Source organism: Methylibium petroleiphilum PM1 (assembly GCF_000015725.1).
Taxonomy (GTDB): Bacteria; Pseudomonadota; Gammaproteobacteria; order Burkholderiales; family Burkholderiaceae_C; genus Methylibium; species Methylibium petroleiphilum.
Map to the genome: position 1 here is coordinate 570,518 of NC_008826.1, position 21,222 is coordinate 591,739.

Sequence of the window (21,222 nt, forward strand, 5' to 3'; positions counted from 1 at the left end):
AACTCCAACGGGCAAACGGGAGATGTGCATGGATGTCGGACTTGCCCTGGTCGGGGCAGCGCTGGTTGCCCTCGTGGCGGGCTTCCTTCTTGGCCGGCTCTCGGCGAAAGGCCAGGCCGCACAAGCACGTGCCGAGACGCAGGTCGAGCTGGCCAAGCTCACGGAGCGGCTGGCCGCGACGGCCTCCGCCTTGGAGAGCGAGCGGGAGCAGCACCGGGCCCTGCGGCTAGAGGCTGACGGCTGGCGCCGGGAGCTGGATGAGGCTTCCAATCAGATTGCCACGCTCACCGAGCGCGCCGGCCGTGTCCCGGTCCTCGAGCTCGAGGTCAACGCAATGGGGGCGGCGCTGGAAGAGCGAGCCGACGAGCTACGCCAAGTCTCGACTGCAAACGGCGAGAACTCCGTGAGGGCTGGCCAACTGGCCCAGCAGCTCACAGACGCGCAGACACTCGGCTCCGAGCTTCAACAGAAGCTCGATGCGGCCACTGCTGGGCTTCAGGAGGCCAATGAAGCTCGCGCGGCGCTCGAGCAGCAGGTACAGCGCGTGTCACCCCTGGAGCAGGAGCTCACGCGCGTCCAGGGCCTCCTGGGCACGTTCAAGGACCAGCTTGCCGAGCTGCGTGAAGCTGCCGGCCGGGAGGCCGGCCGCCTGATGGCCGAGCTCCTCGCAGAGCGAGAGGCACACGACAAGGCGAAGGCCGAGCTCACGGGCCTGAAGACTGCCAAGGACACCCTGGACGCCAAGGTCGTCGAGATGACGGCAGAGCTCACGGAGCTTCGCACCCGCAGCGAGCAGGACCGTCAGCACGCAGAGGAGAAGCTCGAGCTGCTTGTCAACGCCAAGAACGCGCTCTCCGAGCAATTCAGGAACCTGGCCAACGACATCCTCGAGGACAAGTCCAAGCGCTTCGCCGAGCAGAACCAGGCGTCGCTCGGCCAGCTGTTGGAACCGCTGAGGAACCAGCTCAGCGAGTTCAAGGGCAAGGTCGAGGAGGTCTACGTCCAGGAGGGCAAGGACCGCTCTGCGCTCGCGCAGCAGGTGAAGCAGCTCGTTGAGCTGAACCAGACGCTCAGTCAAGACGCGAAGAATCTGACCCAGGCGCTCAAGGGCCAAGCAAAGACCCAGGGCAACTGGGGCGAGCTCATCCTCGAGCGCGTGCTGGAGGCTTCCGGCCTACGCAAGGGCTTCGAGTACAAGGTCCAGGACAGCCAGACGCTTGCCGACGGCAGCCGCCTGCAGCCCGACGTCGTCATCGAGCTTCCCGAGGACCGCAAGCTCGTCGTCGACGCGAAGGTGTCGCTGGTCGCCTACGACCGCTACGTCTCCGCGGAGACAGACGAGTCCCGCAGCGCAGCCGTGAAGCAGCACCTTGGCTCGGTACGTGCACACATCAAGAGCCTCTCCGACAAGCGCTACCAAGAGCTCTACGGCATGCAGTCGCCGGACTTCGTGCTCGCCTTCGTGCCGGTGGAGCCGGCCTTCATGCTGGCCGTCACCCACGACAGCGAGCTCTTCATGGACGCCTGGAACCGCAGCGTCCTGCTGGTGAGCCCCTCAACGCTGCTCTTCGTCGTGCGAACGGTGGCGCACCTCTGGAAGCAGGAGTTCCAGAGCCGCAACGCCCAGGACATCGCAAAGCGCGGCGCCGAGCTCTACGACAAGCTCTGCGGCTTCGTCGGCGACCTGCAGAAGGTCGGCGAGCGGCTGGAGCAGGCGAAGACGGCGTACGACGAGGCCCAAAGCAAGCTCTCCACCGGCCGCGGCAACGCCATCCGGCAAGCCGAGATGCTCAAGAAGCTCGGCGTGAGGCCCAGCAAGGCCTTGCCAGCCGCTCTGGTCCAGGATGCCGGCTCAGACGAAGAGGAAATCGTGGTGCCCGCCCTGGCCGCTCTCACCGCTCCCACCTCCAGCGGCGTCGGCGAGCCGCCCGAACCGGTGGTTGCCCAGTAGGCCTTCCTTGTTGAGCTCGACGCCCAGGCCTGCGGACGGAGACGCGAGGCAGCGGACCGCGTGCTGACTTCAGAGCCCTGCTTCGCGCAGGCGCTGAAGCAGGTCCTTCTCCGGCGCAGGACCAGCCGTGGACGTCGGCTCAGGCGCCCGGCGTCGCCTCTTCTTGAGCGCGGCCAAGGCTTGGCGGGAGCGATGCAGGGTCGCCGCGGCGAACGTGCTCTTCATGAGATGTGCCCAGTGCTGTGGCCGAAGTCTCCCAAGACCGTGTGACTGCGCCATGGCGCCACTCGAGTTCGGACTGCGGCTCTCACTCGGATAACGGCACCCGAGCGCATGTGGGCGATAGGGACAACCCAGGGCCGAAGCCAAGCTTCTCCGACTCAGCTGAGCAGTTCGGCGCGCGGCAGCTTGGCGGCTCCGGCATCGAAGGTCACGAAGCGAGCGCGCCCCAGATGCGTGCTGCGCGCAAGCAGGAGGCAGTCCGCGAAGTCCGAGGACGGGTAATTCGCCCCCAGATACAGCGCCTCCTCGAGTGTCGCCGCGTCCTCCAGTTCGATGCCGGGCGTCTCAAGCAGCATCGTGAAGGCGCCTGCTATTTCGCTCTTGTCCAACTTGTACTTGCTGCGCAGCATCCACTCCGTCTCCAGGAGCGCGCATAGCGTGACCAGGAGCGGCTCGCCCGAACTCTCGGCCGATTTCACAAGGCGCTTGGCCGCGCGGCTTTGCTCCGGGGCTGTCTGATCCTGGACAAAGATACGCACGAGCACGTTGGTGTCGATCGCGATGCTCATTCCGCGAACGGCTTCATCTCGTCAACGGAAACGCCCGGCTGCTCGGGCCGGTTGAGGATGCCGACCAGGTCGGACAGGCGCCTTGTCTTTGGCCTCACCACGACGGTGCCGTTGCTCAGGATGGTCCAGGCGATCTTGTCGCCTGCTTGGAGGCCAAGCCGCTCCCGGATGTCCCGGGGGATGGTGACTTGGCCCTTCACGGACATGGTGGTCGGCTCGGACATGGCAGGCATCCAGTATTACGATTTTCGATATCGTAAAGCGCTCCGCGACACTTCGACCGCGTTCGTGCGGAAAGCCCAGCCTGGATCGATGCCTTGGCGTTGCAGGTCGACAGAGATCGTTGGGGAGGCCATACTGTATGCCCATACAGTCTCTTGGTCATGAATCCCCTGCCCCTATGGGCGACCGACGCTGAGCCGTCTTCGCCCGCTTCATCGTCGCCACGTGCTCCGGTCGGGAGCGTGCCGGCACACCTCGAGGCGGCAGTGTGGAAGGCCAATGAGTTCGGAACGCCGCTCACGGCCGTCTTGAAGTCAGGGTGGAGCTCCCTAGACGCCGAGCTTCCGGGCGGCGGGTGGCCGTGCCGGTCCCTCACGGAAGTGCTGCAACCGCAGCCTTCGGTATGCGAGTGGCGCCTCCTCGGCCCGGCGCTGCGAAGCGTTGTCGCCGCAGGGCAGCATGTGGTGGTCGTCGGGCCGCCCAAGCGCCCCCACATGCCGGGCCTGCGCCACGCAGGTCTCGACGAGAAGCACTTCGTCTGGGTGCAGGCCGAGACGCCGGCTGAGCGCCTATGGGTCACCGAGCAGCTCGTGAAGTCGAACGCCGCCGGCGCCCTGCTCGCCTGGTTGCCTCAGGCGCGCGCCGAGCAGATTCGCCGGCTTCAGGTCTGCGCACAGGCCTGTGACGGCCCCGCCTTCCTGTTCCGGCCTGACACCGCTCGGCACGAGGCCTCGGCCGCACCGCTGCGCCTGACTGCGACCTTCGGGCTCGACTGGGAGCTCCTGGTGCACGTGCTCAAGCGAAAGGGGCCGCGCCATGAGGGTGTCATCCGCCTCGAGTCCGTGCCCGGCGGCTTGGAGACTGTGCTCACACCGCGGCTGAAAAGGCCGAGCCGACTGATTTCTCACCGCGAGGTGCGCCCCGATGTACTGGGCAGCACTCCTGCTCGACAAGCCCTCCGACGCCGCGTCGCTGCATGATGACCTTCAAGGCCTTGCCACCTGGGCGCTCCAATGGACGCCCCGCGTTGCAATCGTCGACGAAGCGGTTGTCATGGAGGTCGAGGCGTCGCTGCGCCTCTTCGGCGGCAAGCGTGCGCTGCGAGAGCGGATTCGCACCGAGGGCGCTGAGCTAGGCGTCGCGGTCGCCAGCTGGGCGTCAACGAGTCTGGCCGCCCTCGCCTTCGCCCGGGCCGGCGTCGAGAACGGCTTCGCCCGACCTCTGACCGAGGGGCTCGACCGGCTGCCGCTTGAGGTGCTGAGCGCCTCGGGGCCGCACCGACCCACCCTGGCCCGCCTGGGGTGCAAGACGCTGGGTGACGTCCGCAAGCTTCCGCGCGGGGGCGTGAGCCGGCGGTTCGACAAGGAACTCCTGACGGCGCTGGATCAGGCCTACGGTCTGCGGCCAGAGGCGCATGCCTGGGTCGAGCTCCCCGAGCAGTTCCGCGCCCGCCTGGAGCTGATGTCTCGCGTGGAGCTGGCGGCGGCGATGATGTTCGGCGTCCGGCGGCTCATCCTGCAGATGTGTGGGTGGCTTGCTGCTCGGCACAGCGGCGCCGGCGGCTTCGTGCTGCGCTGGGCCCACGACGCCATGCGCTCGAAGTCCGCGGGCGAAGGGGGCCAGCTCACCATCCGCACCGGGGAGCCGACTCGTAGTGCCGAGCACTTCAGCCGCCTGCTCAACGAGCACTTGGCCAAGACCGAGCTGCTGGCGCCGGTGGGTGACCTCGAGCTCGAGGCGGTCGATGTCCAGGCGCTCGAGGAGACGAGCGGGTCGCTTTTGCCGGACACGGTCCGCCAGGGCGAGACCCTGCGCGAGGTGCTCGAGCGCATCTCGGCGCGCCTGGGTCCGGAGCGTGTGCTGCGGCCGGTCGTGACCGAAGACCATCGCCTCGAATGGGCCCAGTGCTGGCAGCCGGCCGCGGAGAAGCTGCCGCGGGAGTCGTCTTGCCTTGACGTGCCGCAGCCGAGCTGGGTCCTGCCGGAGCCGCTGAAGTTGGCCACCCGTGGCCCCAAGCCGATGTACCAGGGCGAGCTGCACCTGCTGGCCGGGCCGCACCGGGTCGAGGGCGGATGGTGGCATCGCGTCCAGACTCCGAGTGGGCAGGACAACCGGCACGTGCAGCGGGACTACTGGGTGGCACTCTCCGAGAGCGCCGGAGTGCTCTGGGTCTTCCAGGAGCGCCTGGCGGACGAAGATGCCGCCTGGTACCTCCATGGCATCTTTGCCTGAGGCCCGCTGATGCTGCACATGGGCATCCCCGCCTACGCCGAGCTGCGGTGCCTCTCGGCCTTCAGCTTCCTCCGCGGCGCCAGCATGCCGGAGGAGCTCGTCGAGCGCGCCAAGGAGCTCGGCTACAGCGCGCTGGCCATCACGGACGAGTGCTCGGTCGCCGGCGTCGTGCGCGCCCACGTGACTGCCAAGGAGCAAGGTCTCCCTCTCATCATCGGCTCGCAGTTCCAGCTCGAGGACGCGCCCTTCACCCTGGTGGTTCTGGCCCAGACGCTGCAGGGCTACGGAAACCTGTGCGAGTTCATCACGAAGCTTCGGATGGCCTCGCCGAAGGGCACCTACCGGCTGCAGCTGACCGATGTCCTGCCGGGCCCGCTCGCCGAGTGCCTGGTGCTCGTTGCCCCGGACCGGACGGCCTTCCCCGAGGAGCTGCTCAAGGTTGCCCGCTGGATGCTCACGCATTTCAGCGGCCGCTGCTGGCTCGCCGTCGAGCTGCTGCGGCTGCTGGATGACGAGATGTGGCTGCACAAGCTGCGCGAGGTCAGCGAGCTCACGGCCATCCCGCTCGTCGCCACGGGAGACGTGCACGTGCATGTGCGCTCCCGCAAGGCGCTTCAGGACGTGATGACCGCCACGCGCGTCGGCAAGCCGCTCACCGGGTGCGGCGGCGCCCTGCAGCCCAACGCCGAGCGCCATCTGCGCACCCGACTCAGGCTGGCACAGACCTATCCCGAAGAGCTGCTCACCGAGACTTCCCGCGTCGCCAGCCTGTGCAGCTTCTCGCTGGACGAGCTCAAGTACCAGTACCCCGCCGAGGTGGTGCCTGTCGGCGAGACCGCGTCCTCCTTCCTGCGCCGGCTCACCTACGAGGGTGCAGGCCGCCGTTGGCCGGAAGGCATGCAGGCGAAGGTGCAGACCCAGATCGAGCACGAGCTCAAGCTCATCAGCGAGCTGGGCTACGAGCACTACTTCCTGACCGTCGCGGACATCGTCAACTTCGCCCGCTCGCGCCACATCCTCTGCCAGGGCCGCGGGAGCGCCGCCAACAGCGTGGTCTGCTACTGCCTGGGAGTGACCGAGGTCGACCCGGCACGCATGAGCGTGCTCTTCGAGCGCTTCATCTCCAAGGAACGCAACGAGCCGCCGGACATCGACGTCGACTTCGAGCACGAGCGTCGCGAGGAGGTCATCCATTACCTCTACGGCAAGTACGGCCGGCACAGGGCGGGGCTCACCGCCACCGTCATCAGCTACCGCCCGAAGTCCGCCATCCGCGACGTCGGCAAGGCGCTCGGCTTCGACCTGGAGACCGTCGACCGGGTCGCCAAGAACCACATGTGGTTCGAGGGCCGCCAGGTGCTGACCGAACGCATGGCCGAGGTGGGACTCAACCCGGAGGACCTGGCCGTCAAGCAGCTGCTCGCCCTCACCGGCCAGCTCATCGGCATGCCGCGGCACCTCTCGCAGCACGTAGGCGGGTTCGTTCTGACCAAGGGTCCGCTCAGTCGCATGGTTCCCATCGAGAACGCGGCGATGGAAGACCGCACGGTCATCGAGTGGGACAAGGACGACCTGGACGCGCTGGGCCTCCTGAAGGTGGACGTACTGGCGCTCGGGATGCTCACCGCCATCCGCAAGAGCCTGGAGTTCATCGGCCAGCGCAAGGGCTACCGCTTCGAGATGCAGGACATCCCGGCCGAGGACCCCGAGACCTACCGGATGATTTCCAAGGCGGACACGGTGGGCGTGTTCCAGATCGAGAGCCGCGCCCAGATGAGCATGCTGCCGCGCATGAAGCCCGAGTGCTTCTACGACCTGGTCATCGAGGTCGCCATCGTGCGCCCGGGCCCGATCCAGGGCGGCATGGTCCACCCGTACCTCAACCGCCGCCAGGGCAAGGAGCCGGTGGTCTACCCCAGCGAAGCACTCAAGGAGGCGCTGGGCCGCACGCTCGGCGTGCCGGTCTTCCAAGAGCAGGTGATGCAGGTGGCCATCCTCGCCGCTGGCTTCACGCCAGGCGAGGCGGACCAGCTGCGCCGCTCGATGGCCGCGTGGAAGCGCAAGGGCGGCCTGGACCAGTATTACTCGCGCATCGTCGACGGCATGACCGCGCGCGGCTACGAGAAGGCGTTTGCGGAGCAAATCTTCCAGCAGATTCACGGCTTCTCGGAGTACGGCTTCCCCGAGTCGCACGCCGCCTCGTTCGCCCTGCTGGTCTACGCCTCCTGCTGGATCAAGTGCCACCACCCGGCCGAGTTCCTGGCTGCCATGCTCAACAGCCAGCCGTTGGGCTTCTACACCCCCTCGCAGCTCGTGCAGGACGCCAAGCGCCACGGCGTAGACGTGCGCCCGGTCGACGTCATGTACAGCGACTGGGACTGCACGCTCGAAGGCCTGCCGCATCCGCCGGCAGTGCGCCTTGGGCTGCGCCAGGTGTCGGGCCTTAAGGCGGAGTCCGTGCAGCGCCTGGTCGCCGCGCGTCAGGAGGCCCCGTTCGACAACGCCGAGGATCTGGCTCGACGGGCAGCACTGGAGCAGCACGAGATGAAGCTTCTGGCGGCGGCCGACGCACTCATGAGCCTCTCGGGCCACCGGCGTCAGCAGGTATGGGACGCCGCGGCCCTGCGGTCGACTCCGAAGTTGCTTCGAGACGCGCCGGTCGACGAGGAGTTCCTCGAGCTACCGGAGGCGCCCGAGGGAGAGGAAATCGTCTGGGACTACGCCTCAACGGGTCTCACACTGCGCCGGCATCCACTCGCCCTTCTTCGCCCCCAGCTCGAGGCTCGTCGACTCCTTACGGCCGAGCAGCTGGACCGGCTGCCAAACGGGCGGCACGTGGGCACCTGCGGCATCGTGACCCTCCGTCAGCAGCCGGATACGGCCAACGGCGTCATCTTCGTCTCGCTCGAAGACGAAACCGGCGTGGTCCAGGTGATTTGCTGGAAGAGCATCCGCGAGCAGCAGAGAGCGGAGCTTCTGAAGTCGCGGCTGCTCGCCGTGTACGGGAAGTGGCAGCGGCAGGGCGATGTGCGCAATCTCGTCGCGGAGCGGCTCGAAGACTTGACCCCCCTCCTTGGCCGTCTGACGACCGAGTCAAGGAACTTCCACTGAAGAACAGATGACTGCGGGCCTCGTGCGCGACCGCGCGATGTACGTCGGCTTCCTGGTGCGCCCCCTGGGGACCGCCAGGGCGCGCGCAGACTGCTACGCCGCGTCGTTCGCGTTGGAGGCGCCTCTCAGAGCCATCCACTGCATGGGGATGTCCTCGAGCAGCTTGCTCACGGACAGATGCGCCGGCGTAATGCCGAGATTGGCTGCAGGGTCGAGCGTCTCGTTCGCCACGACGCCGTAGGCGTCTGCATACAGCTGGCTGCAGATGGTCGCGCGCGCGCTCAGCACACGCGGTCGATCCCCGCGCCACCCGCCACGGGCTTGCCAGAGCAGCTGAAGCACCGACAGGAAGGAGTAGCGGTAGTTCAGCTTCAGTGCGGCGTCCAAGGCGATCTTGCAGCCGTGGAGCTCAGACAACTTTGGGTTGCGGCGAAAGCGCAGCCTGTACTTGCCGGCCGTGTACTTGAAGATGGAGTCGACCCGCACGCCCGTCAGCTGCGCCTCGCAGACCTGCTGGTAGCCGACGTAGACCGCTGCGTGGTGCCACTGCGCATGCCAGTCGTCGAAGCCCGCGCGACGCTGCACTCGGCGTATTGACTCGGAAACCAGAGGCTCGCCGACGTGGCTGACCAGGATCAGGTCGCCCGCGCGCAAGTTGCCTATCGACGGCATGAAGCCGAAGGCGCGGACCGCCGGAAACAGCTGTCCCGGCGGGTCCGGGTGCTGGATGGCCTGGCTGGTGTCTCTGGGGTCTAGATACGTTCTCTCGCTGACCGGCGGAGCCACGATCAGGAGATGACGAGCTCGTCCACGCGACCGTGTCCGCTTACGCGAAACTTCACTGGCTTCCCGACGGTGAGCATGCGCGCTTGGGAGTGCTTGAGGGCCGTGCCGAAGACGAAGATGTAGCGGTGCTGGCCGTCTGCATCGTCCACGTAGCCGAAGCCTGCCTTCTGGTTCAGGCTCGCAACGGTGCCAGCCTTGAGGCCTTCAGTCGTCGGTGCTTGAGTCGTTTCCATGGCAAGTTCCACTAGCGCTTGGCAAGCAAGTCTAGCGCCAAGCACCACGCAGTGCGTGGCCATTGGCCGGCGCCCCTAAGAGCAGCCATGGCGCCCGCGTAGCCCGAAGCACAAGGGGCCCGCGGCGCGAGCCGCGAGCCGCGAGCCCCTTTGCGCTGGGACGCCTAACGGTCAGCGTGCCGCCACCGAACCGCCTACCACGGCACCCGGCACGGCCCAGTCGACATGGACCGGCGGCTGCACGAGGTAGGTGTTGGTGTCGAGCGAGCGCTCTTCGCGGCTGACGGTGACCGCCGGGTGCTCGTAGTTGGCGTGGCCAGCGAGCGACTTGGGGCTCGCCGGGTGGCCGACGACGAAGGTCGACGGGTCCACGCCAGGAAGGGAGCGCGGCGCGAAGACGGCCGGGTGCTGGCCGACGTCCTGAGCGACAGCCATGGTGGCGGCAGCGCTCATGAGCGACGAGAGGAGGATGGTGCGGGTGCGCATGGGTACTTCCTTGGAGCTAGGGTATACCCGTATTCTGGTTAACCCTAACCACAACGATGTGTCCGAGCGAGCCTATGTTGCAGTGCGGCAACGTCTAAAGACCCGCTGTTGACGCCGTAGTGCTCATCCACTCAAGCGCGCCTATCCGATATACTGTTCACCACTGCCACTCGCGACGAGCTGAGATGGCAGCCATCCGACATTCGAGAACGCCGACCGCGCCGCGGTCAATGCAGGCTGGCCAGGGCACTGGGCCAGGCTCGTAGGGCAGTTCAGGTCCAAGATAGCCTCAAGGAGAGCCGGATGGCCACCGCACCGCAAGCGACGCAATCGTCCCCCGCCGCCTCGCAGCCGCAAGGCGTGACCCGCCACGTCACCGACGAAGGCATGGAGAAGGCGCTCGGCATCGGCCAGGGCGGCAAGCGCCTGAACACGCACGCGCACGACCTTCAGGAGCGCATCGATGACGCCCGCGACGACTTCCTCGAGGTGCGCACCTTCTATGTCGGCGGCCGTGACCGGCACGACTTCCTAAAAAACGGGCTGCTGGGCGAAATCGTAAGCCGCACGCCCATCCTCGTCTACGACCTGCCCGAGCTCAAGGCGTTCTGCAACACCGCCTTCGTCGACCGCTCCGGCAAGATGTACATCGCCGACACGTTCTGCCGCCGGCTCCTCTCAGAGCATGATGCAGGCCTGGACTCGTTGAACTACGTCTTCCGCCACGAGGCGGACCACCTGCGTCGCCTTCACCTGGCGCGCATGCTGGACTACCCGCACTCGGTGGCGAATGCCGCGACGGACACGCGGATCAACATCGACATCGTGAAGGGCGAGGCGGCCGAGCGCGCGGAGGCCGAGAAGGGCTCCTCGCTCAACGACAACGAGGTCCGTGAGGCCATCAAGAAGTACCTGGCCGAGCACGCCCAATCGAGCATCAGCGTCTTCTACGGGATGACCTTGGAGGAGCACGTCAAGTACGACGGCATGTCCGAGGAGGCCATCGCGGCACTGATGATGAAGGACTGGAAGGAGCCGCCCCCGCTGCCCAATCGCGAGGTGTCCTTCGAGCACATCATGGAGGGCGCCGCCCAGGAGGCGGACAACGTCAAGGGCATGCTCCTGGCGGGGAAGCCGCTGGCGCCGACCGCCCCTCCCTACGTCATGACGCCCAACGAGCTGTCGGGCCTGGCGCAGGACTTGCGGACCATCGGCAAGGCCAAGGCGAACCCGTCCAAGGTGAGCGACCAGGACCTGCAGTCGGCCTACGACCGCCTGGCCAAGCTCCGGGAACACCAAGGCCTGATCGAGCTCGACAACCAGCACATCCGGGCAGCCATGGGTCTCCTCGGCAAGGGAGCCAGCCACTCCTCCGGCAAGACCGGCGACGCCTACCTCGACATGCTCAAGCCCTCCGAGCGCGTCGAGATGGCGATGAAGATTCTCGAGAAGATTCTGCAGCCGCAGAAGTCCAACGGGATGCCGCAGCAGCCGCAGAACGGTGGCCTCACCATCAAGGACCTCGAGCGCGCCATGGGCCGCGGCGGCGCGCCGAATCCCGGCAACGGCAACTCGCAATCCGGTGGCCAACCCGGCGACCAGGCGGGCGCCCAGGATGGCAGCGGCACCGAGGACATGGTGCCGGCGCCGACGGTCACGCACGGCCAGGACCACGTGATGAGCACCGAGGACCTCGCCCAGGCGCTGCACGACGCCGGCGTGTCGTCGGACACCATGGCCAAGCTCGGCTTCGACGACCTCAAGAAGATTCCGGAGGAGGTCAAGCACGCGAAGGATGGCGTGGTCTCGGCCATCAACAAGGCCTCCGAGGACCAGATGAAGGTGGGCTCGCGCTACCCGGGCGGGCACCTGCTGCACTACGCCAAGGCGCAGATGCTGGACTTCTTCAAGCCGGTGCTGACCTGGGAGATGGCCCACAAGAAGCTGCTGGAGGCCTGCGGCAAGGGCTCGCGCTACGACCCGACGGAGCCGTGGACGCTCTACCACGTGGACGCGGCCGACATGGGCTTCAAGCACCAGCGCGACGTGCCCTTCATGGGCAGCCGCATGCCGGGCAAGGAGCAAAAGCCGCTGATGTTCGACATCATCGACACCTCGGGCTCCGTCGATGACGCCATGCTCAAGCGCTTCGTCTCCGAGGCGCTCAACCAGGCCCGCCGGGTCTCTCGCGGTGTCGCGCCGGACGTTCTCATCAGCTGGGCCGACACCATCTGCCGCGGGGTGCCTGAGTTCATCAGCGAGAAGAACTACAAGCAGTTCCTCACCAAGGGCATCAACTACGGCGGCCGCGGCGGCACCAACTTCCAGGCGGCCATCGAGAACGTTCTCGAGATGGTGAAGCCGGGCTCGAAGTCGGGCTACGCCAAGCGCAACATCGACGCCATCTGCTACATGACCGACTCCGGTGACTCGGTGCCGGACCCGGCGCGGCTGTTGCGCAAGGCCCAGGAGTGCGGGCTGAAGAAGTTGCCCCCGATCCTCTTCCTGGTGCCCAAGTCCTGCTACGACGAGCGCTTCGCCAAGGAGGCCAGCAAGTGGGCGACCGTCGTCTACTTCCACGCCGGCCCTGGCGCCAAGCACACGCAGAAGGTCGACATCAACGCGGCCGCCCGTGAGCAAGATCAGAAGAACCGCAACCTGAAGGCCCCGCGGCCGTAACCCGGAGTCCTTCCATGCCGTCCCAGAAGTACACGCTCGTCGGCTATTCGTCGGACCCGCAGACCAACGAGTCCGAGTTCGTCTTCGTGCACGTGCACGCCGCGACATCCCCCGAGGACGCTCGGCAGCAGTGGTCCAGGTCGGTGTTGCCGCGCGACGCCACCCTCAACGTGTTCGTAGGGCACCTGCAGCCGATGGATAGGCTGCCGGCGCTGCAGCTCACGCGCGCAGGCCGCCTCGAGGCCGCTCCGGCCCCCTACTCCCCGGTCTCCGGAGACCTCATCGAGGTCTCGAGCAAGGACGAGCGCATCCGCTACCAGGGCCGCGTTAGTGCCGTGAAGGCCGATGGCTCCTTCTTCCTGAACGGCCCCGGCTTCGGCCACCAGTTCCACGCCTCGTCCGCGGAGCTCTTCGATTTCACGCTGCTCGAGCGGCGTGCCGCAGCCGCGCCGGCGCGCCGGATGCGTCCCTGAGGCGCGGTGGGCACCGCCCTCGGCCATAGGTAAGCCGTTGACACGTAACGATTTATCCTTCAAAGTGCCGATTCGGAATTCCGAAGGATAACGACGTGTACTCAGTGCTGTCGAACGCTCAGGCCAAGCAGTACCTGGACGCCGTGGCGGTGTTCGAGGACTGGCGCGAGACCTCCCGCCAGGTACTCGAGTATCGCGGTGGCATGCACTGGAAGACTGTCGCTGGCCGCTCGTACCTGTACCGCACCAAGGACCGGCTCGGGAACGCGAAGTCCCTGGGCCCGCGGAGCGATGCCACGGAGCAGCTGTACGAGCAGTTCACGGCCCGCAAGGAAGCGCTGACGAGTCGCCTGGCTGACCTCAAGGAGACGATGCGGACTCACGCGCGCGTGAATGCCGCCCTGCGTCTTGGCTCGGTGCCCAACGAGGTCGCCGATGTCTGCAGCGAGCTCGACGCTGCCCAGCTCATGGGCAAGTCCATGATGGTCATCGGCACCAACGCCATGCACGCCTACGCGTACCTGGCCGGCGTGCGGTTCCAGGCGGACATCATGGCAACGACGGACGTTGACCTGCTGTGGAACCACAAGGCGAAACTGAGCCTGATGGCCACGGCCGAGGTGTCGAAGGATGGCCTGCTGGGACTGCTGCAGCGCTGCGACAAGACCTACGTGCAAGACCCGCGGCAGCGGTTCCGGGCCCGCTCGAGCACCGGCTTCATGGTCGACCTCATTCGCCAGATGCCGGAGCCGCCGTGGGCCGATGAGCCCGACCGTCTCGCCAAGAACGACCTGGTCGCCACTGACATCAGCAACATGGACTGGCTGCTCAGCGCGCCGCGCATTGAGCAGCCGGCGGTCGCGGTGGATGGCCGGGTGTTCATGATGACCGCCCCTGATCCGCGGGCTTTCGCTGCGTTCAAGGTGTGGCTCTCGCAAGAGCCCGGGCGCGACCCGCTCAAGAAGGGCCGGGACATCGCGCAGGCGCGCGCGGTGCTTCGGGTGCTGGAGGAGCGCCTGCCTCACCTGCCGCTCATCGAGGCGATGCAGTCGTTCCCAAAGCAGGTCGTCGATGCCGTCAAAGACGAACTCTCGTCTTCTATTGAGCCGGCGTCCACAGAAGCCGCTGCGGCGCGTCGCCGGCGTCCCTGAACACTGCATGCGGCCCGGCGGGCTGCCTAGCCCAGCCGCTGGAACAGGACGACACCAGCGGACGGCTCGTCCGGCGTGAAGCATTCGAGCGATTTCTCCCTACCGTGAGGGATAAGGCACGACGTAAGCGGCCTAAATTGGTGAGGTTCCCCACACCATCGGAAGCCTCCTCATGAAGCTGCCCCTGCCGACACGTCACGCTGTTCGAGCTGTCGAACTTTTAGATGGCGCGACGGCAGCTGATTGCAAAGCCGAGGGATACGTCCGTCCAATGCGCACAAAACGGGCATGCAGCGGCATCAAAACGCCGCGTCGTGACCGCGGCCTAATGGTGCAACGACCATACAAATCGCCCCGCCCTCGTTACGCGTTCGTCGCATGGGCGGCAAGCGGCCTAACATCGCAGAGGAGGATCTGCCATGCCACCGCCTGAGCAAGCGCTCAACCAAGCCATTTTTGACGTAGCCAACGTCAAACTGCAGTCGTTTACAGCGAGTGACACGGCCATCCTTCCCGCGAACAACGTGACGCTCTCGTGGCAGGTTGCAGATGTGGCAGCCGGCGTCCAAATCCTGCTAAACACCATCTCGGTCTCAATGTCTGGCCAGCGTAGCGTGGCGCCGCTCTTTACGACAACCTATTCCCTGACGGCCGCCAAGCTAGGAATTTCACGACAGTTGGCATCACTGACGATCAATGTAGATCACTCAGCATGCTTTCAGCAGTCTATTCCTGGAGACCTTATTAGCGAAATCATCATCTCCAACTTTAGAACAACCTTCGGCGGAAATGGTCTGAACATTGTCCTTAACAATCTGCCAAATATTCGCGTCACGCAGAAACGCGATGCATTAGTGGACATCGATGCGAACGGCATTCACTTGGATGCTTCCATGCATCTCGCTATTAACAATGCACCCGACGCTTCGCTGGGCGTAAAAATAACATTCATTGTCGGAGTAAACAATGGCAAGGCTACTGCGACAGCCAAAGCGATCAACGCGGACGTTGACTTCCCTTGGTGGGTGGAATGGAGTGGTGGGTTATTGGGGTTCGCACTTACGGAGGTGGTCGAAGCGATCATCGAGAACATCGCCGAGGACGAAATACGCGATCGAGTCAAGGCGGACATTCAGTCACAGCTCGATGCAATAAATGCATTCGTTCCTGATACGTGCGCGCTTATTTCTGCCAGAACGGTGGAGAACGCTATTGTTGCGACCGTGTGCCCAAAGTCTGAGGACACTCCCTGCAGCGCGACGTTACCGCAGTTGGCGATCTCTACACTGAAGGTCCGTAAGACAGGTTTGCCTAATGCAAGTGTTGGCTCTGCAAGGAAACGGCGCAAATAGTACCGGCGCGTTGATCACGACGACGCCTAAAACTGTACGACAGGCCTGATAGACCCAATCACCGGAGTCTCCGCCGGTGCTTTTACGGCACCGCCCATAACCACGGCTCCCGTGAGCAGCCCGTGGACCCACCCGTTCACAGTGCAGTTGGCCGAAGAAGGTCACTGAGTGAGCTCGACCAGAACCCGATCGTGGCGTAGAGCACCAGCACGAACGCCTTGTCGACGTCTGCCGAAGTGATGGGCCACCTGAAGAGGTACCGCTGGCAGAGGGTGAACGAGACCGCGGAGACAACGGTCAGCACCAGGAGCTCGAAGACCACATCATCGCTGGAGGCCTGCCGAGCTGATGAGCAGTTCGGCGGCCAAGCGCTCCAGGGGCGTTAGCTCTTCGATGCCGGCCGCCGCGACGGCGCAGCGCTTTTCGAGCTCGTCCACGCACTTCTGCACGAAGGCCTGGTCGTAGTAGGCGCCGCCGCTTGCGGTGCCCAGGAAGCCCAGGCGGACGATGGGCGCCGTTCCCTGCGGCTGCAGGGCGGCTGCATGGCCTCGAAGATGGATTGCTGCACGATTTCTCCTGGCGCGCAGCCGACGCCTGCTGCCCCACGGGTCTACAACGCCGGGCATGGTTGCACAATAGCGGCGCGTATCTGATATAGTCCACGCAGCGGCATGTAGCCGCGACTGCTCTGCAGTCCATGGAGATTACCAAGCAGTCTGGCCGGAAGGCCGGTCGACTGCTGCGCATCTGGAGTCTCCATGCCCGCACCAACCTCGTCCTTCGTCGTCGACCAGCTCCGTGGCGACGTCCTCGCCGATTCGATGGCGAAGCTGCATGCCAACCCAAAGAAGCTGCCCGAGGGCTTCCATTCCGTGACGGTGGAGCCGGGCGTCGCCATGCTGGTCGAGCCGGTGAACGATCACCCCTACGTCTTCGTGCTGCCCAACGTCGTGCACCGCTTCGAGAGCACACCGGGCAGCGGTACTGACCGCCTGCGCAAGCGCATCGAGGCGGGTGTCTTCTTCCGCAGCCTGGTCGACGATGCGCACGTGCAGGCCATGCGCGCCGCCAGCGCCGGCACCCGCACGCCCCAGCCGGAGGAAGCGCCGGCGGTCCAGCAGCTGGCGGCCGTCCAGGCGCAAGCGCCTCAGGCCCGCCCTGCCCGCCCCCGCCCCTGAGGTCCCGCGCGAGCTCAAAGCCGTGGCTACGCCTACCGTCACCCAGTTCCAGGCCGAGATGCGCCGCGTCATCGAAGCGATGTCTCCAGACGCGAACGCCCTCGCCTACCTGCTGGACGGCTTCAACGGTGCGCGCGGCACGGATACGGCCGAAGTGGCGCTGAAGGCGCTGCAAGGCGGCCTTGAGCGTCAGGACAGCATCACATCGACCATCCTGGGGCTTCGCATCTCGTTCGCCGAGCTCTGCTTACGCCGCCGGCGTCTGGAGGCGCTGCGCGAGGCGCTGCTAAACCCGCACCCCTCCTTCCTGGCCGCCGGCCGGCCGGACATGTCCGGCTGGCTGAAGGCGATGTGCTCTATTGGAGACGTCGAACGCCAAGAGAGCCTGTTCCGCCTGGCTCATCGCCATCTCGGCGCCCAGGCCCGCAACGCCTACGAGCTCGCGCTTGCCGTCGACCCGCAGCACCCCGACATCGCGGCCATTTCCCGCGATGACCCGGCCGCAGGGGCGGTCCTCGCCGAGCTGCAGATGCGCGAGCGAATCGCCACGACGACTGTCGCCGGCACGCCTGGCGCACCTGCCTCCTGCCAGCCTGCTTCTGCTGTCCCTGCACCGCTTCACCGCCGTCGCGCCCTATGACCTCCGAACCTCAGCAAGAGCCCGTTGCGGTCGGCGCCGCTGGAGCGGCTCGCCTCGAAGCAGGCGTGCGCCTCTACATCCAGGCCTTCTTCACGAACGACCACACGTCGGGTCCTCCCTTCGCGGCTATGGACCTGGACACCACTGTCCTGAAAGACATGACCCGCCGGCAGCAGCTCTGCGTGCAGGAGCGGCTCTCGTTACTGGAGGTGGACCTCAGCCCGGCGGACCACGGCCATGAGGGCAGCGAAGTCGCGATCAGGAGCTGGGGGCTGCGCATCCCCGGCTCGGATTTCTGGTTCCACGGCCAGCCCAAGGGCGAGGGTGCGTGCCAGACGCGCGCCATCGCCGTCGACGAGCTCTGGTCGGCGCTGCAGACCGATGCCGAGACGCCGCAAGAGGAAATGCCGGAAGGTTTCGCCTGGTTCGGCGGCGCCCTCGTCTACGGCCCCGACGACCTGGACGACCTGCTCGAGGTGCTCGAAGACTATCGCCCGGAGCTCGCGGCCAAGGAACGCGAACTCGAGATGGCGTTAGCCATCGCAGAGGAGAAGTCGGCCTCGCTCCAGCAGGCCTCCACCGCCTCACCGGCGCGACGGAGCCCGAAGCTGTGATGTCCACGGACCTCTTCCGAGTGCAGCCGTACCTCGACGCGTGCGATGGTTTGGCGGAAGGCATCCGGCTCTTCATCCGAGCCGGCGTCAACAGAGCAGGCCTGCGGCCGCCCCGCTTCGCGATGGTGGTCCTGGAGCCGCAGATGCTGGGCGGATTGCTGCGCAGGGCCGAGCTGTGCGTCGATTACAGCCTCGGGTCGACCTCGGTCTCGGTCAATCCAGACGCTCTGGACGAGAACGCCTTCGTCGCTTCAGTTGAGCACTGGACGCTGGTCAACGACAACACCGGCTTCTGGTTCGCTGGTGACACCGAGGAGTCAGGGACGGTGAAGACCTGGATCATCGAATTCTCCGAGCTGCTCACCGCGCTGCGGCAAAGCAAGGACCCTCGGCCAACCCTCCTCAGCGGCACCGACCCGGCCTGGTTCGGCGGCGCCTTGCTCTACGACCTTGACGACATGGAAGGCATGGTCGAGGCCGTCAGTTCCCGGTTCCCCGAGCTCGCGGCGCGCCAGGCCGAGCTCGAGATGGCGCGCTCCATCCGCGCCACACACCTTAACCAGGACGCGCAGTCCGGTGCCCCGGCACGTCGCCGGCCAAGCCTTTGACCCCTTCCCCCGATTACCAGGAGTACCCATGAGCACCGCCCCCAACGCGGCACCCAAAGGCCTGTCGCCCGACGTCATCTCCCTCCTCGACCTGATCGGTGTGCGCGACCAGCGCGACTTTGCTGCCATCACCATCATGTTGGACGAGGCCCTGAGTCAGCCGGCCATGGAGTCGGTGCGCGCACTCGAGGTGCCGGGCGCCGACCGTGCCATCTACGCCATGACCAAGGCACAGCTGGTCGACCTGCTGGTCTCGGCCCACTTCGAGTCCTGGCAGCCCTACGACTGGCTCGAGCTCGACGAGTCCGGCCTCAAGGGCAATGACCAGCGCCTTTCCGACTACGGCTTGAAGTCGGCCCAGAAGCCGCGCCAGGCCTACGACAACCTGGTCGACCTCACGCTGATGCCCGTGGACTTCGCCGGCGGCTCCCGCAAGCACAGCATGGACGGCGTCGACTACTACATCTTCGACCACGCCATGCTGCGCGACTTCCTGCGCGAAGCCCGCTTCGTCTCCTGGTCCGCCAAGGACTGGGACCAGTCGCTGAAGAACGCCCAGGTAATGCGCGAGATGGCTGCGCGTGAGCAGCGTGCCGACGTGGCTCCGCTGGTTCCGGGCCTGCCGCTCGGAGACGTCCCTGCTGCGCGCCGGCGCTCGGTGGGGCCGGTGTGACAGCCATGGCACCGCAGCTCATCACCCTCACAGGCGCCGACGAGCGCACCGACATCGACGCCCTGGTCGAGCTGGTGCGCACGAACCCCCTGGTCGAAATCGGCCTGCTCTACACGGCCACCCCGGAGGGTCGTCCGCGCTATCCCTCCCGAGCCTGGCTCCGGGAAGCCGCCGCCGCGCTCAGCGGTCGTTGCGCCATCCACGTCTGCGGCGGCGGCGCCCGTCGGGAGCTGCTCGCCGGCGAGCTCGGCGACCTGACCCGTCACGCCCCGCGGGTGCAGCTCAACGGCATCCTGACCCTGGATGTGGCGACCGAGGCGTGCCGGTTCGCGGACACCCTCATCACCCAGCACCACGAGCTTAATCAGCAACTGCTTGGGGTCCCGGCGCGCAACCATGCCCTGCTGGTGGACGGCTCCGGTGGCCAGGGCATCGCGCCGGCGGCCTGGATGGCGCCCGACACCGAGAAGCCCGTTGGCTTCGCAGGCGGTCTGGGTCCGCAGACGCTCGCCGACCAGCTTTCCGCCATCTCGGCCGTCGCAAACGATGGCGCCTGGGTGGACATGGAAGGCAAGCTGCGCGTCAAGGACTGGTTCAGCGTCGAGTTCGCGCGGGAGTGCGCTGACATCTTCGCTTCCGCCACGACGTCGCCGACGCCCGTCACCAGGCCGCGGCGCAGGCCATGAAGGGCTCCACGCCTTCCCTGACTCCGTCCGAGCGTCACCTCCGGTCGTTGCTGGCCGCGTTCGAGTTGCGCGAGAAGATGGCATCTGTCGCCGATGCGGAGCGGGCCATCAACGTGGCACTCAGTCAGTGCCGGGACGCCATCGTGGCCGGGGTGCCCTGTGGCGACCGCCCCGCCGGCGCGGCGGAGGTCTTCATCAGCCGGACGAACTGGTATCGCGACGAGGTGCTTTGGCCGCTGTTCCAGCAGTACATCGAAGCCCGCTTCATCGACCCCAATGCCTTGCTCGTCGGCCGCGACGTGGACGACCAGGGGATGCTTCCGCTTGAACTGGCCATCACGGTGGGAAACCTCGGCGCGGCCCAGGCGTTCATGGATGCCGGCGCGGACCACACCAAGGTGCCCAGTCGCGACTGGTCCCGGACGCAGAACACGCGCACCAAGGGCGGCAAGCCCATCGCCGACGTCTTCAGCTTCATCGACGCGAAGGTTCCGGACCCCCAGGGCGCCGGGCCGTTCAAGGCGATGGTCACCGAGATGTCCATGCGCAAGCGTGTGGCCGCGGTCTGCGAAGGGGCCGTGACGGACCGTTCTCCGACGCCAGCGCGGCGTCTCCGGGCTCTATGACGCCGAGCGCAGGCAGATGACCGCGACGCCCCTCACCGGCCTCAAGGCGCTCGATGCAGCCGCCAACTCGTCATCATCATCGGTCCAGGAGCTCTGGGCGGCGCTCTACAGCATCGCGTCGGACCTGCCCCGAATGCACGGCGTCGCGGTCTCGCTTGTACCTAATGCGATGGACGACGAGGCTTCCCACACGGCTATCGCTGTGTGCCACGAGCTCATCGAGTCGCAGGTCCCCTGCAGACGTCTGGAGATTGAGCTCTTCGCTGTCTGCCCTCTGGTGATGTGGCGATGGCCCACGAACGTGGAGTCCAAGGTCGCTGAACTGATGCGCTCGTACATCCGAGCCGACTACATCCCCGTCGAAGTGACGGACTCGAGGTGGGCGCACTTCTCATCCACCTTCGCCGATCAGCGCACAGCCCTGGAAGTAGCCATCCGACAGAAGAACATCCCGGCCGCCCAGGTCCTGCTTGAGGCCGGAGCGCGCCTTACGCAGCGCCCGCGCGTGGGCAAGTCCGAGCCGGCTCATCGTGACATGGTCGCGCTCGCCCGCTACCTCTGGGACAACGAATCCATGGTGAGCCAGCTCACTGAGGCAGCGATGAGGGGCCAGGTGGCATCCGTGCTCGTGTCGCCCGACGTGCCGAGCCCGTCGTCGATCCCTTCCCGGCGGCCTCGCCTCATGCTCTGAGGCTTCGGCCTGACGACCTATGGCAGCGCAAGTGCCCCT

General features: G+C 66.3%; 22 protein-coding genes. 16 read left to right on the top strand and 6 right to left on the bottom strand.

Annotated features, from left to right (window positions below; all coding sequences use genetic code 11):
- The first annotated feature begins 28 nt into the window (after positions 1–28).
- Positions 29–1,951, top strand: a complete 1,923-nt coding sequence (locus MPE_RS22420) for a DNA recombination protein RmuC (protein WP_011831923.1) — start codon at positions 29–31, stop codon at positions 1,949–1,951.
- Between the two features lie 380 nt (positions 1,952–2,331).
- Here the strand turns inward: MPE_RS22420 and MPE_RS22425 are convergent, their stop codons facing one another.
- Positions 2,332–2,742 carry a type II toxin-antitoxin system VapC family toxin gene (locus MPE_RS22425; protein WP_011831924.1) on the bottom strand — a complete coding sequence of 137 codons (411 nt, stop codon included), beginning with the start codon at positions 2,740–2,742 and terminating at the stop codon, positions 2,332–2,334.
- Complete coding sequence (locus MPE_RS22430; RefSeq protein ID WP_112187941.1) at positions 2,739–2,966, bottom strand: AbrB/MazE/SpoVT family DNA-binding domain-containing protein; 228 nt, start codon at positions 2,964–2,966, stop codon at positions 2,739–2,741. The genes MPE_RS22425 and MPE_RS22430 overlap by 4 nt, the downstream gene beginning before the upstream one ends.
- A gap of 159 nt (positions 2,967–3,125) precedes the next feature.
- Here MPE_RS22430 and imuA point away from each other — a divergent pair, with 159 nt between their 5' ends.
- The 3 genes from imuA to MPE_RS22445 are packed head-to-tail and all read left to right on the top strand — an operon-like array spanning position 3,126 to position 8,307.
- A complete protein-coding gene (gene imuA / locus MPE_RS22435; protein ID WP_049820978.1) occupies positions 3,126–3,944 on the top strand; it encodes a translesion DNA synthesis-associated protein ImuA in 819 nt (272 codons plus the stop codon).
- On the top strand, positions 3,889–5,196 hold the full coding sequence (locus MPE_RS22440; protein WP_041930443.1) for a Y-family DNA polymerase: 1,308 nt from the start codon (positions 3,889–3,891) through the stop codon (positions 5,194–5,196). The genes imuA and MPE_RS22440 overlap by 56 nt, the downstream gene beginning before the upstream one ends.
- Before the next feature lie 18 nt (positions 5,197–5,214).
- A complete protein-coding gene (locus MPE_RS22445; RefSeq protein WP_041930562.1) occupies positions 5,215–8,307 on the top strand; it encodes an error-prone DNA polymerase in 3,093 nt (1,030 codons plus the stop codon).
- A 93-nt stretch (positions 8,308–8,400) separates the two neighbouring features.
- Here MPE_RS22445 and MPE_RS22450 read toward each other — a convergent pair whose 3' ends face one another.
- The 3 genes from MPE_RS22450 to MPE_RS22460 form a co-directional block, all read right to left on the bottom strand.
- Positions 8,401–8,961 carry a C40 family peptidase gene (locus MPE_RS22450; protein WP_041930444.1) on the bottom strand — a complete coding sequence of 187 codons (561 nt, stop codon included), beginning with the start codon at positions 8,959–8,961 and terminating at the stop codon, positions 8,401–8,403.
- A gap of 134 nt (positions 8,962–9,095) precedes the next feature.
- A complete protein-coding gene (locus MPE_RS22455; RefSeq protein ID WP_041930445.1) occupies positions 9,096–9,326 on the bottom strand; it encodes a cold shock domain-containing protein in 231 nt (76 codons plus the stop codon).
- Between the two features lie 171 nt (positions 9,327–9,497).
- Entirely contained in the window at positions 9,498–9,812 is a 315-nt protein-coding gene (locus tag MPE_RS22460) for a hypothetical protein (RefSeq protein ID WP_011831931.1), read from the bottom strand.
- A gap of 303 nt (positions 9,813–10,115) precedes the next feature.
- Here MPE_RS22460 and MPE_RS22465 point away from each other — a divergent pair, with 303 nt between their 5' ends.
- The 4 genes from MPE_RS22465 (at position 10,116) to MPE_RS23760 (ending at position 15,467) form a co-directional block, all read left to right on the top strand.
- Complete coding sequence (locus MPE_RS22465) at positions 10,116–12,491, top strand: vWA domain-containing protein (RefSeq protein ID WP_011831932.1); 2,376 nt, start codon at positions 10,116–10,118, stop codon at positions 12,489–12,491.
- A gap of 14 nt (positions 12,492–12,505) precedes the next feature.
- Positions 12,506–12,964: a hypothetical protein gene (locus MPE_RS22470; protein WP_011831933.1), complete on the top strand. Its 459-nt coding sequence runs from the start codon at positions 12,506–12,508 to the stop codon at positions 12,962–12,964.
- A 95-nt stretch (positions 12,965–13,059) separates the two neighbouring features.
- Positions 13,060–14,115 (top strand): nucleotidyltransferase family protein, encoded by a 1,056-nt coding sequence (locus MPE_RS22475; protein WP_011831934.1) that lies wholly within the window; start codon positions 13,060–13,062, stop codon positions 14,113–14,115.
- A gap of 419 nt (positions 14,116–14,534) precedes the next feature.
- On the top strand, positions 14,535–15,467 hold the full coding sequence (locus MPE_RS23760) for a hypothetical protein (protein ID WP_011831936.1): 933 nt from the start codon (positions 14,535–14,537) through the stop codon (positions 15,465–15,467).
- Between the two features lie 323 nt (positions 15,468–15,790).
- On the opposite strand, the gene MPE_RS22485 is transcribed toward MPE_RS23760, so the two are convergent.
- Positions 15,791–16,093, bottom strand: a complete 303-nt coding sequence (locus tag MPE_RS22485) for a hypothetical protein (RefSeq protein ID WP_011831937.1) — start codon at positions 16,091–16,093, stop codon at positions 15,791–15,793.
- Positions 16,094–16,225: 132 nt separating this feature from the next.
- Here MPE_RS22485 and MPE_RS22490 point away from each other — a divergent pair, with 132 nt between their 5' ends.
- From MPE_RS22490 to MPE_RS22525, 8 genes are all read left to right on the top strand, one after another.
- Entirely contained in the window at positions 16,226–16,645 is a 420-nt protein-coding gene (locus MPE_RS22490) for a hypothetical protein (RefSeq protein ID WP_011831938.1), read from the top strand.
- Between the two features lie 58 nt (positions 16,646–16,703).
- Complete coding sequence (locus tag MPE_RS22495) at positions 16,704–17,285, top strand: hypothetical protein (protein WP_158304654.1); 582 nt, start codon at positions 16,704–16,706, stop codon at positions 17,283–17,285.
- 65 nt (positions 17,286–17,350) lie between these two features.
- Positions 17,351–17,899 carry a hypothetical protein gene (locus MPE_RS22500; RefSeq protein ID WP_041930447.1) on the top strand — a complete coding sequence of 183 codons (549 nt, stop codon included), beginning with the start codon at positions 17,351–17,353 and terminating at the stop codon, positions 17,897–17,899.
- Positions 17,899–18,507 carry a hypothetical protein gene (locus tag MPE_RS22505; protein WP_011831941.1) on the top strand — a complete coding sequence of 203 codons (609 nt, stop codon included), beginning with the start codon at positions 17,899–17,901 and terminating at the stop codon, positions 18,505–18,507. The genes MPE_RS22500 and MPE_RS22505 overlap by 1 nt, the downstream gene beginning before the upstream one ends.
- Positions 18,508–18,535: 28 nt before the next feature.
- Positions 18,536–19,180, top strand: a complete 645-nt coding sequence (locus tag MPE_RS22510) for a hypothetical protein (RefSeq protein ID WP_011831942.1) — start codon at positions 18,536–18,538, stop codon at positions 19,178–19,180.
- 5 nt (positions 19,181–19,185) lie between these two features.
- Positions 19,186–19,866, top strand: coding sequence for a hypothetical protein (locus MPE_RS23090; RefSeq protein WP_011831943.1), 681 nt, complete (start codon positions 19,186–19,188; stop codon positions 19,864–19,866).
- Entirely contained in the window at positions 19,863–20,492 is a 630-nt protein-coding gene (locus MPE_RS22520) for a hypothetical protein (RefSeq protein ID WP_011831944.1), read from the top strand. Before MPE_RS23090 ends, MPE_RS22520 begins: the two co-directional genes overlap by 4 nt.
- A 16-nt stretch (positions 20,493–20,508) precedes the next feature.
- Positions 20,509–21,183 (top strand): hypothetical protein, encoded by a 675-nt coding sequence (locus MPE_RS22525; RefSeq protein WP_011831945.1) that lies wholly within the window; start codon positions 20,509–20,511, stop codon positions 21,181–21,183.
- Positions 21,184–21,222 lie beyond the last annotated feature (39 nt).

Bases quoted from the DNA above. Each gene is read 5' to 3' on its own strand.
- MPE_RS22485 (WP_011831937.1), bottom strand. From the start codon at position 16,093: ATGCCCGGCGTTGTAGACCCGTGGGGCAGCAGGCGTCGGCTGCGCGCC.
- MPE_RS22465 (WP_011831932.1), top strand. From the start codon at position 10,116: ATGGCCACCGCACCGCAAGCGACGCAATCGTCCCCCGCCGCCTCGCAG.
- MPE_RS22520 (WP_011831944.1), top strand. From the start codon at position 19,863: ATGAAGGGCTCCACGCCTTCCCTGACTCCGTCCGAGCGTCACCTCCGG.
- MPE_RS22490 (WP_011831938.1), top strand. From the start codon at position 16,226: ATGCCCGCACCAACCTCGTCCTTCGTCGTCGACCAGCTCCGTGGCGAC.
- MPE_RS22455 (WP_041930445.1), bottom strand. From the start codon at position 9,326: ATGGAAACGACTCAAGCACCGACGACTGAAGGCCTCAAGGCTGGCACC.
- MPE_RS22445 (WP_041930562.1), top strand. From the start codon at position 5,215: ATGGGCATCCCCGCCTACGCCGAGCTGCGGTGCCTCTCGGCCTTCAGC.
- MPE_RS22420 (WP_011831923.1), top strand. From the start codon at position 29: ATGGATGTCGGACTTGCCCTGGTCGGGGCAGCGCTGGTTGCCCTCGTG.
- MPE_RS22470 (WP_011831933.1), top strand. From the start codon at position 12,506: ATGCCGTCCCAGAAGTACACGCTCGTCGGCTATTCGTCGGACCCGCAG.
- MPE_RS22505 (WP_011831941.1), top strand. From the start codon at position 17,899: ATGTCCACGGACCTCTTCCGAGTGCAGCCGTACCTCGACGCGTGCGAT.
- imuA (WP_049820978.1), top strand. From the start codon at position 3,126: ATGAATCCCCTGCCCCTATGGGCGACCGACGCTGAGCCGTCTTCGCCC.
- MPE_RS22430 (WP_112187941.1), bottom strand. From the start codon at position 2,966: ATGTCCGAGCCGACCACCATGTCCGTGAAGGGCCAAGTCACCATCCCC.
- MPE_RS23090 (WP_011831943.1), top strand. From the start codon at position 19,186: ATGGCACCGCAGCTCATCACCCTCACAGGCGCCGACGAGCGCACCGAC.
- MPE_RS22425 (WP_011831924.1), bottom strand. From the start codon at position 2,742: ATGAGCATCGCGATCGACACCAACGTGCTCGTGCGTATCTTTGTCCAG.
- MPE_RS22495 (WP_158304654.1), top strand. From the start codon at position 16,704: ATGCGCCGCGTCATCGAAGCGATGTCTCCAGACGCGAACGCCCTCGCC.
- MPE_RS22440 (WP_041930443.1), top strand. From the start codon at position 3,889: ATGTACTGGGCAGCACTCCTGCTCGACAAGCCCTCCGACGCCGCGTCG.
- MPE_RS22510 (WP_011831942.1), top strand. From the start codon at position 18,536: ATGAGCACCGCCCCCAACGCGGCACCCAAAGGCCTGTCGCCCGACGTC.
- MPE_RS22460 (WP_011831931.1), bottom strand. From the start codon at position 9,812: ATGCGCACCCGCACCATCCTCCTCTCGTCGCTCATGAGCGCTGCCGCC.
- MPE_RS23760 (WP_011831936.1), top strand. From the start codon at position 14,535: ATGCCACCGCCTGAGCAAGCGCTCAACCAAGCCATTTTTGACGTAGCC.
- MPE_RS22525 (WP_011831945.1), top strand. From the start codon at position 20,509: ATGACCGCGACGCCCCTCACCGGCCTCAAGGCGCTCGATGCAGCCGCC.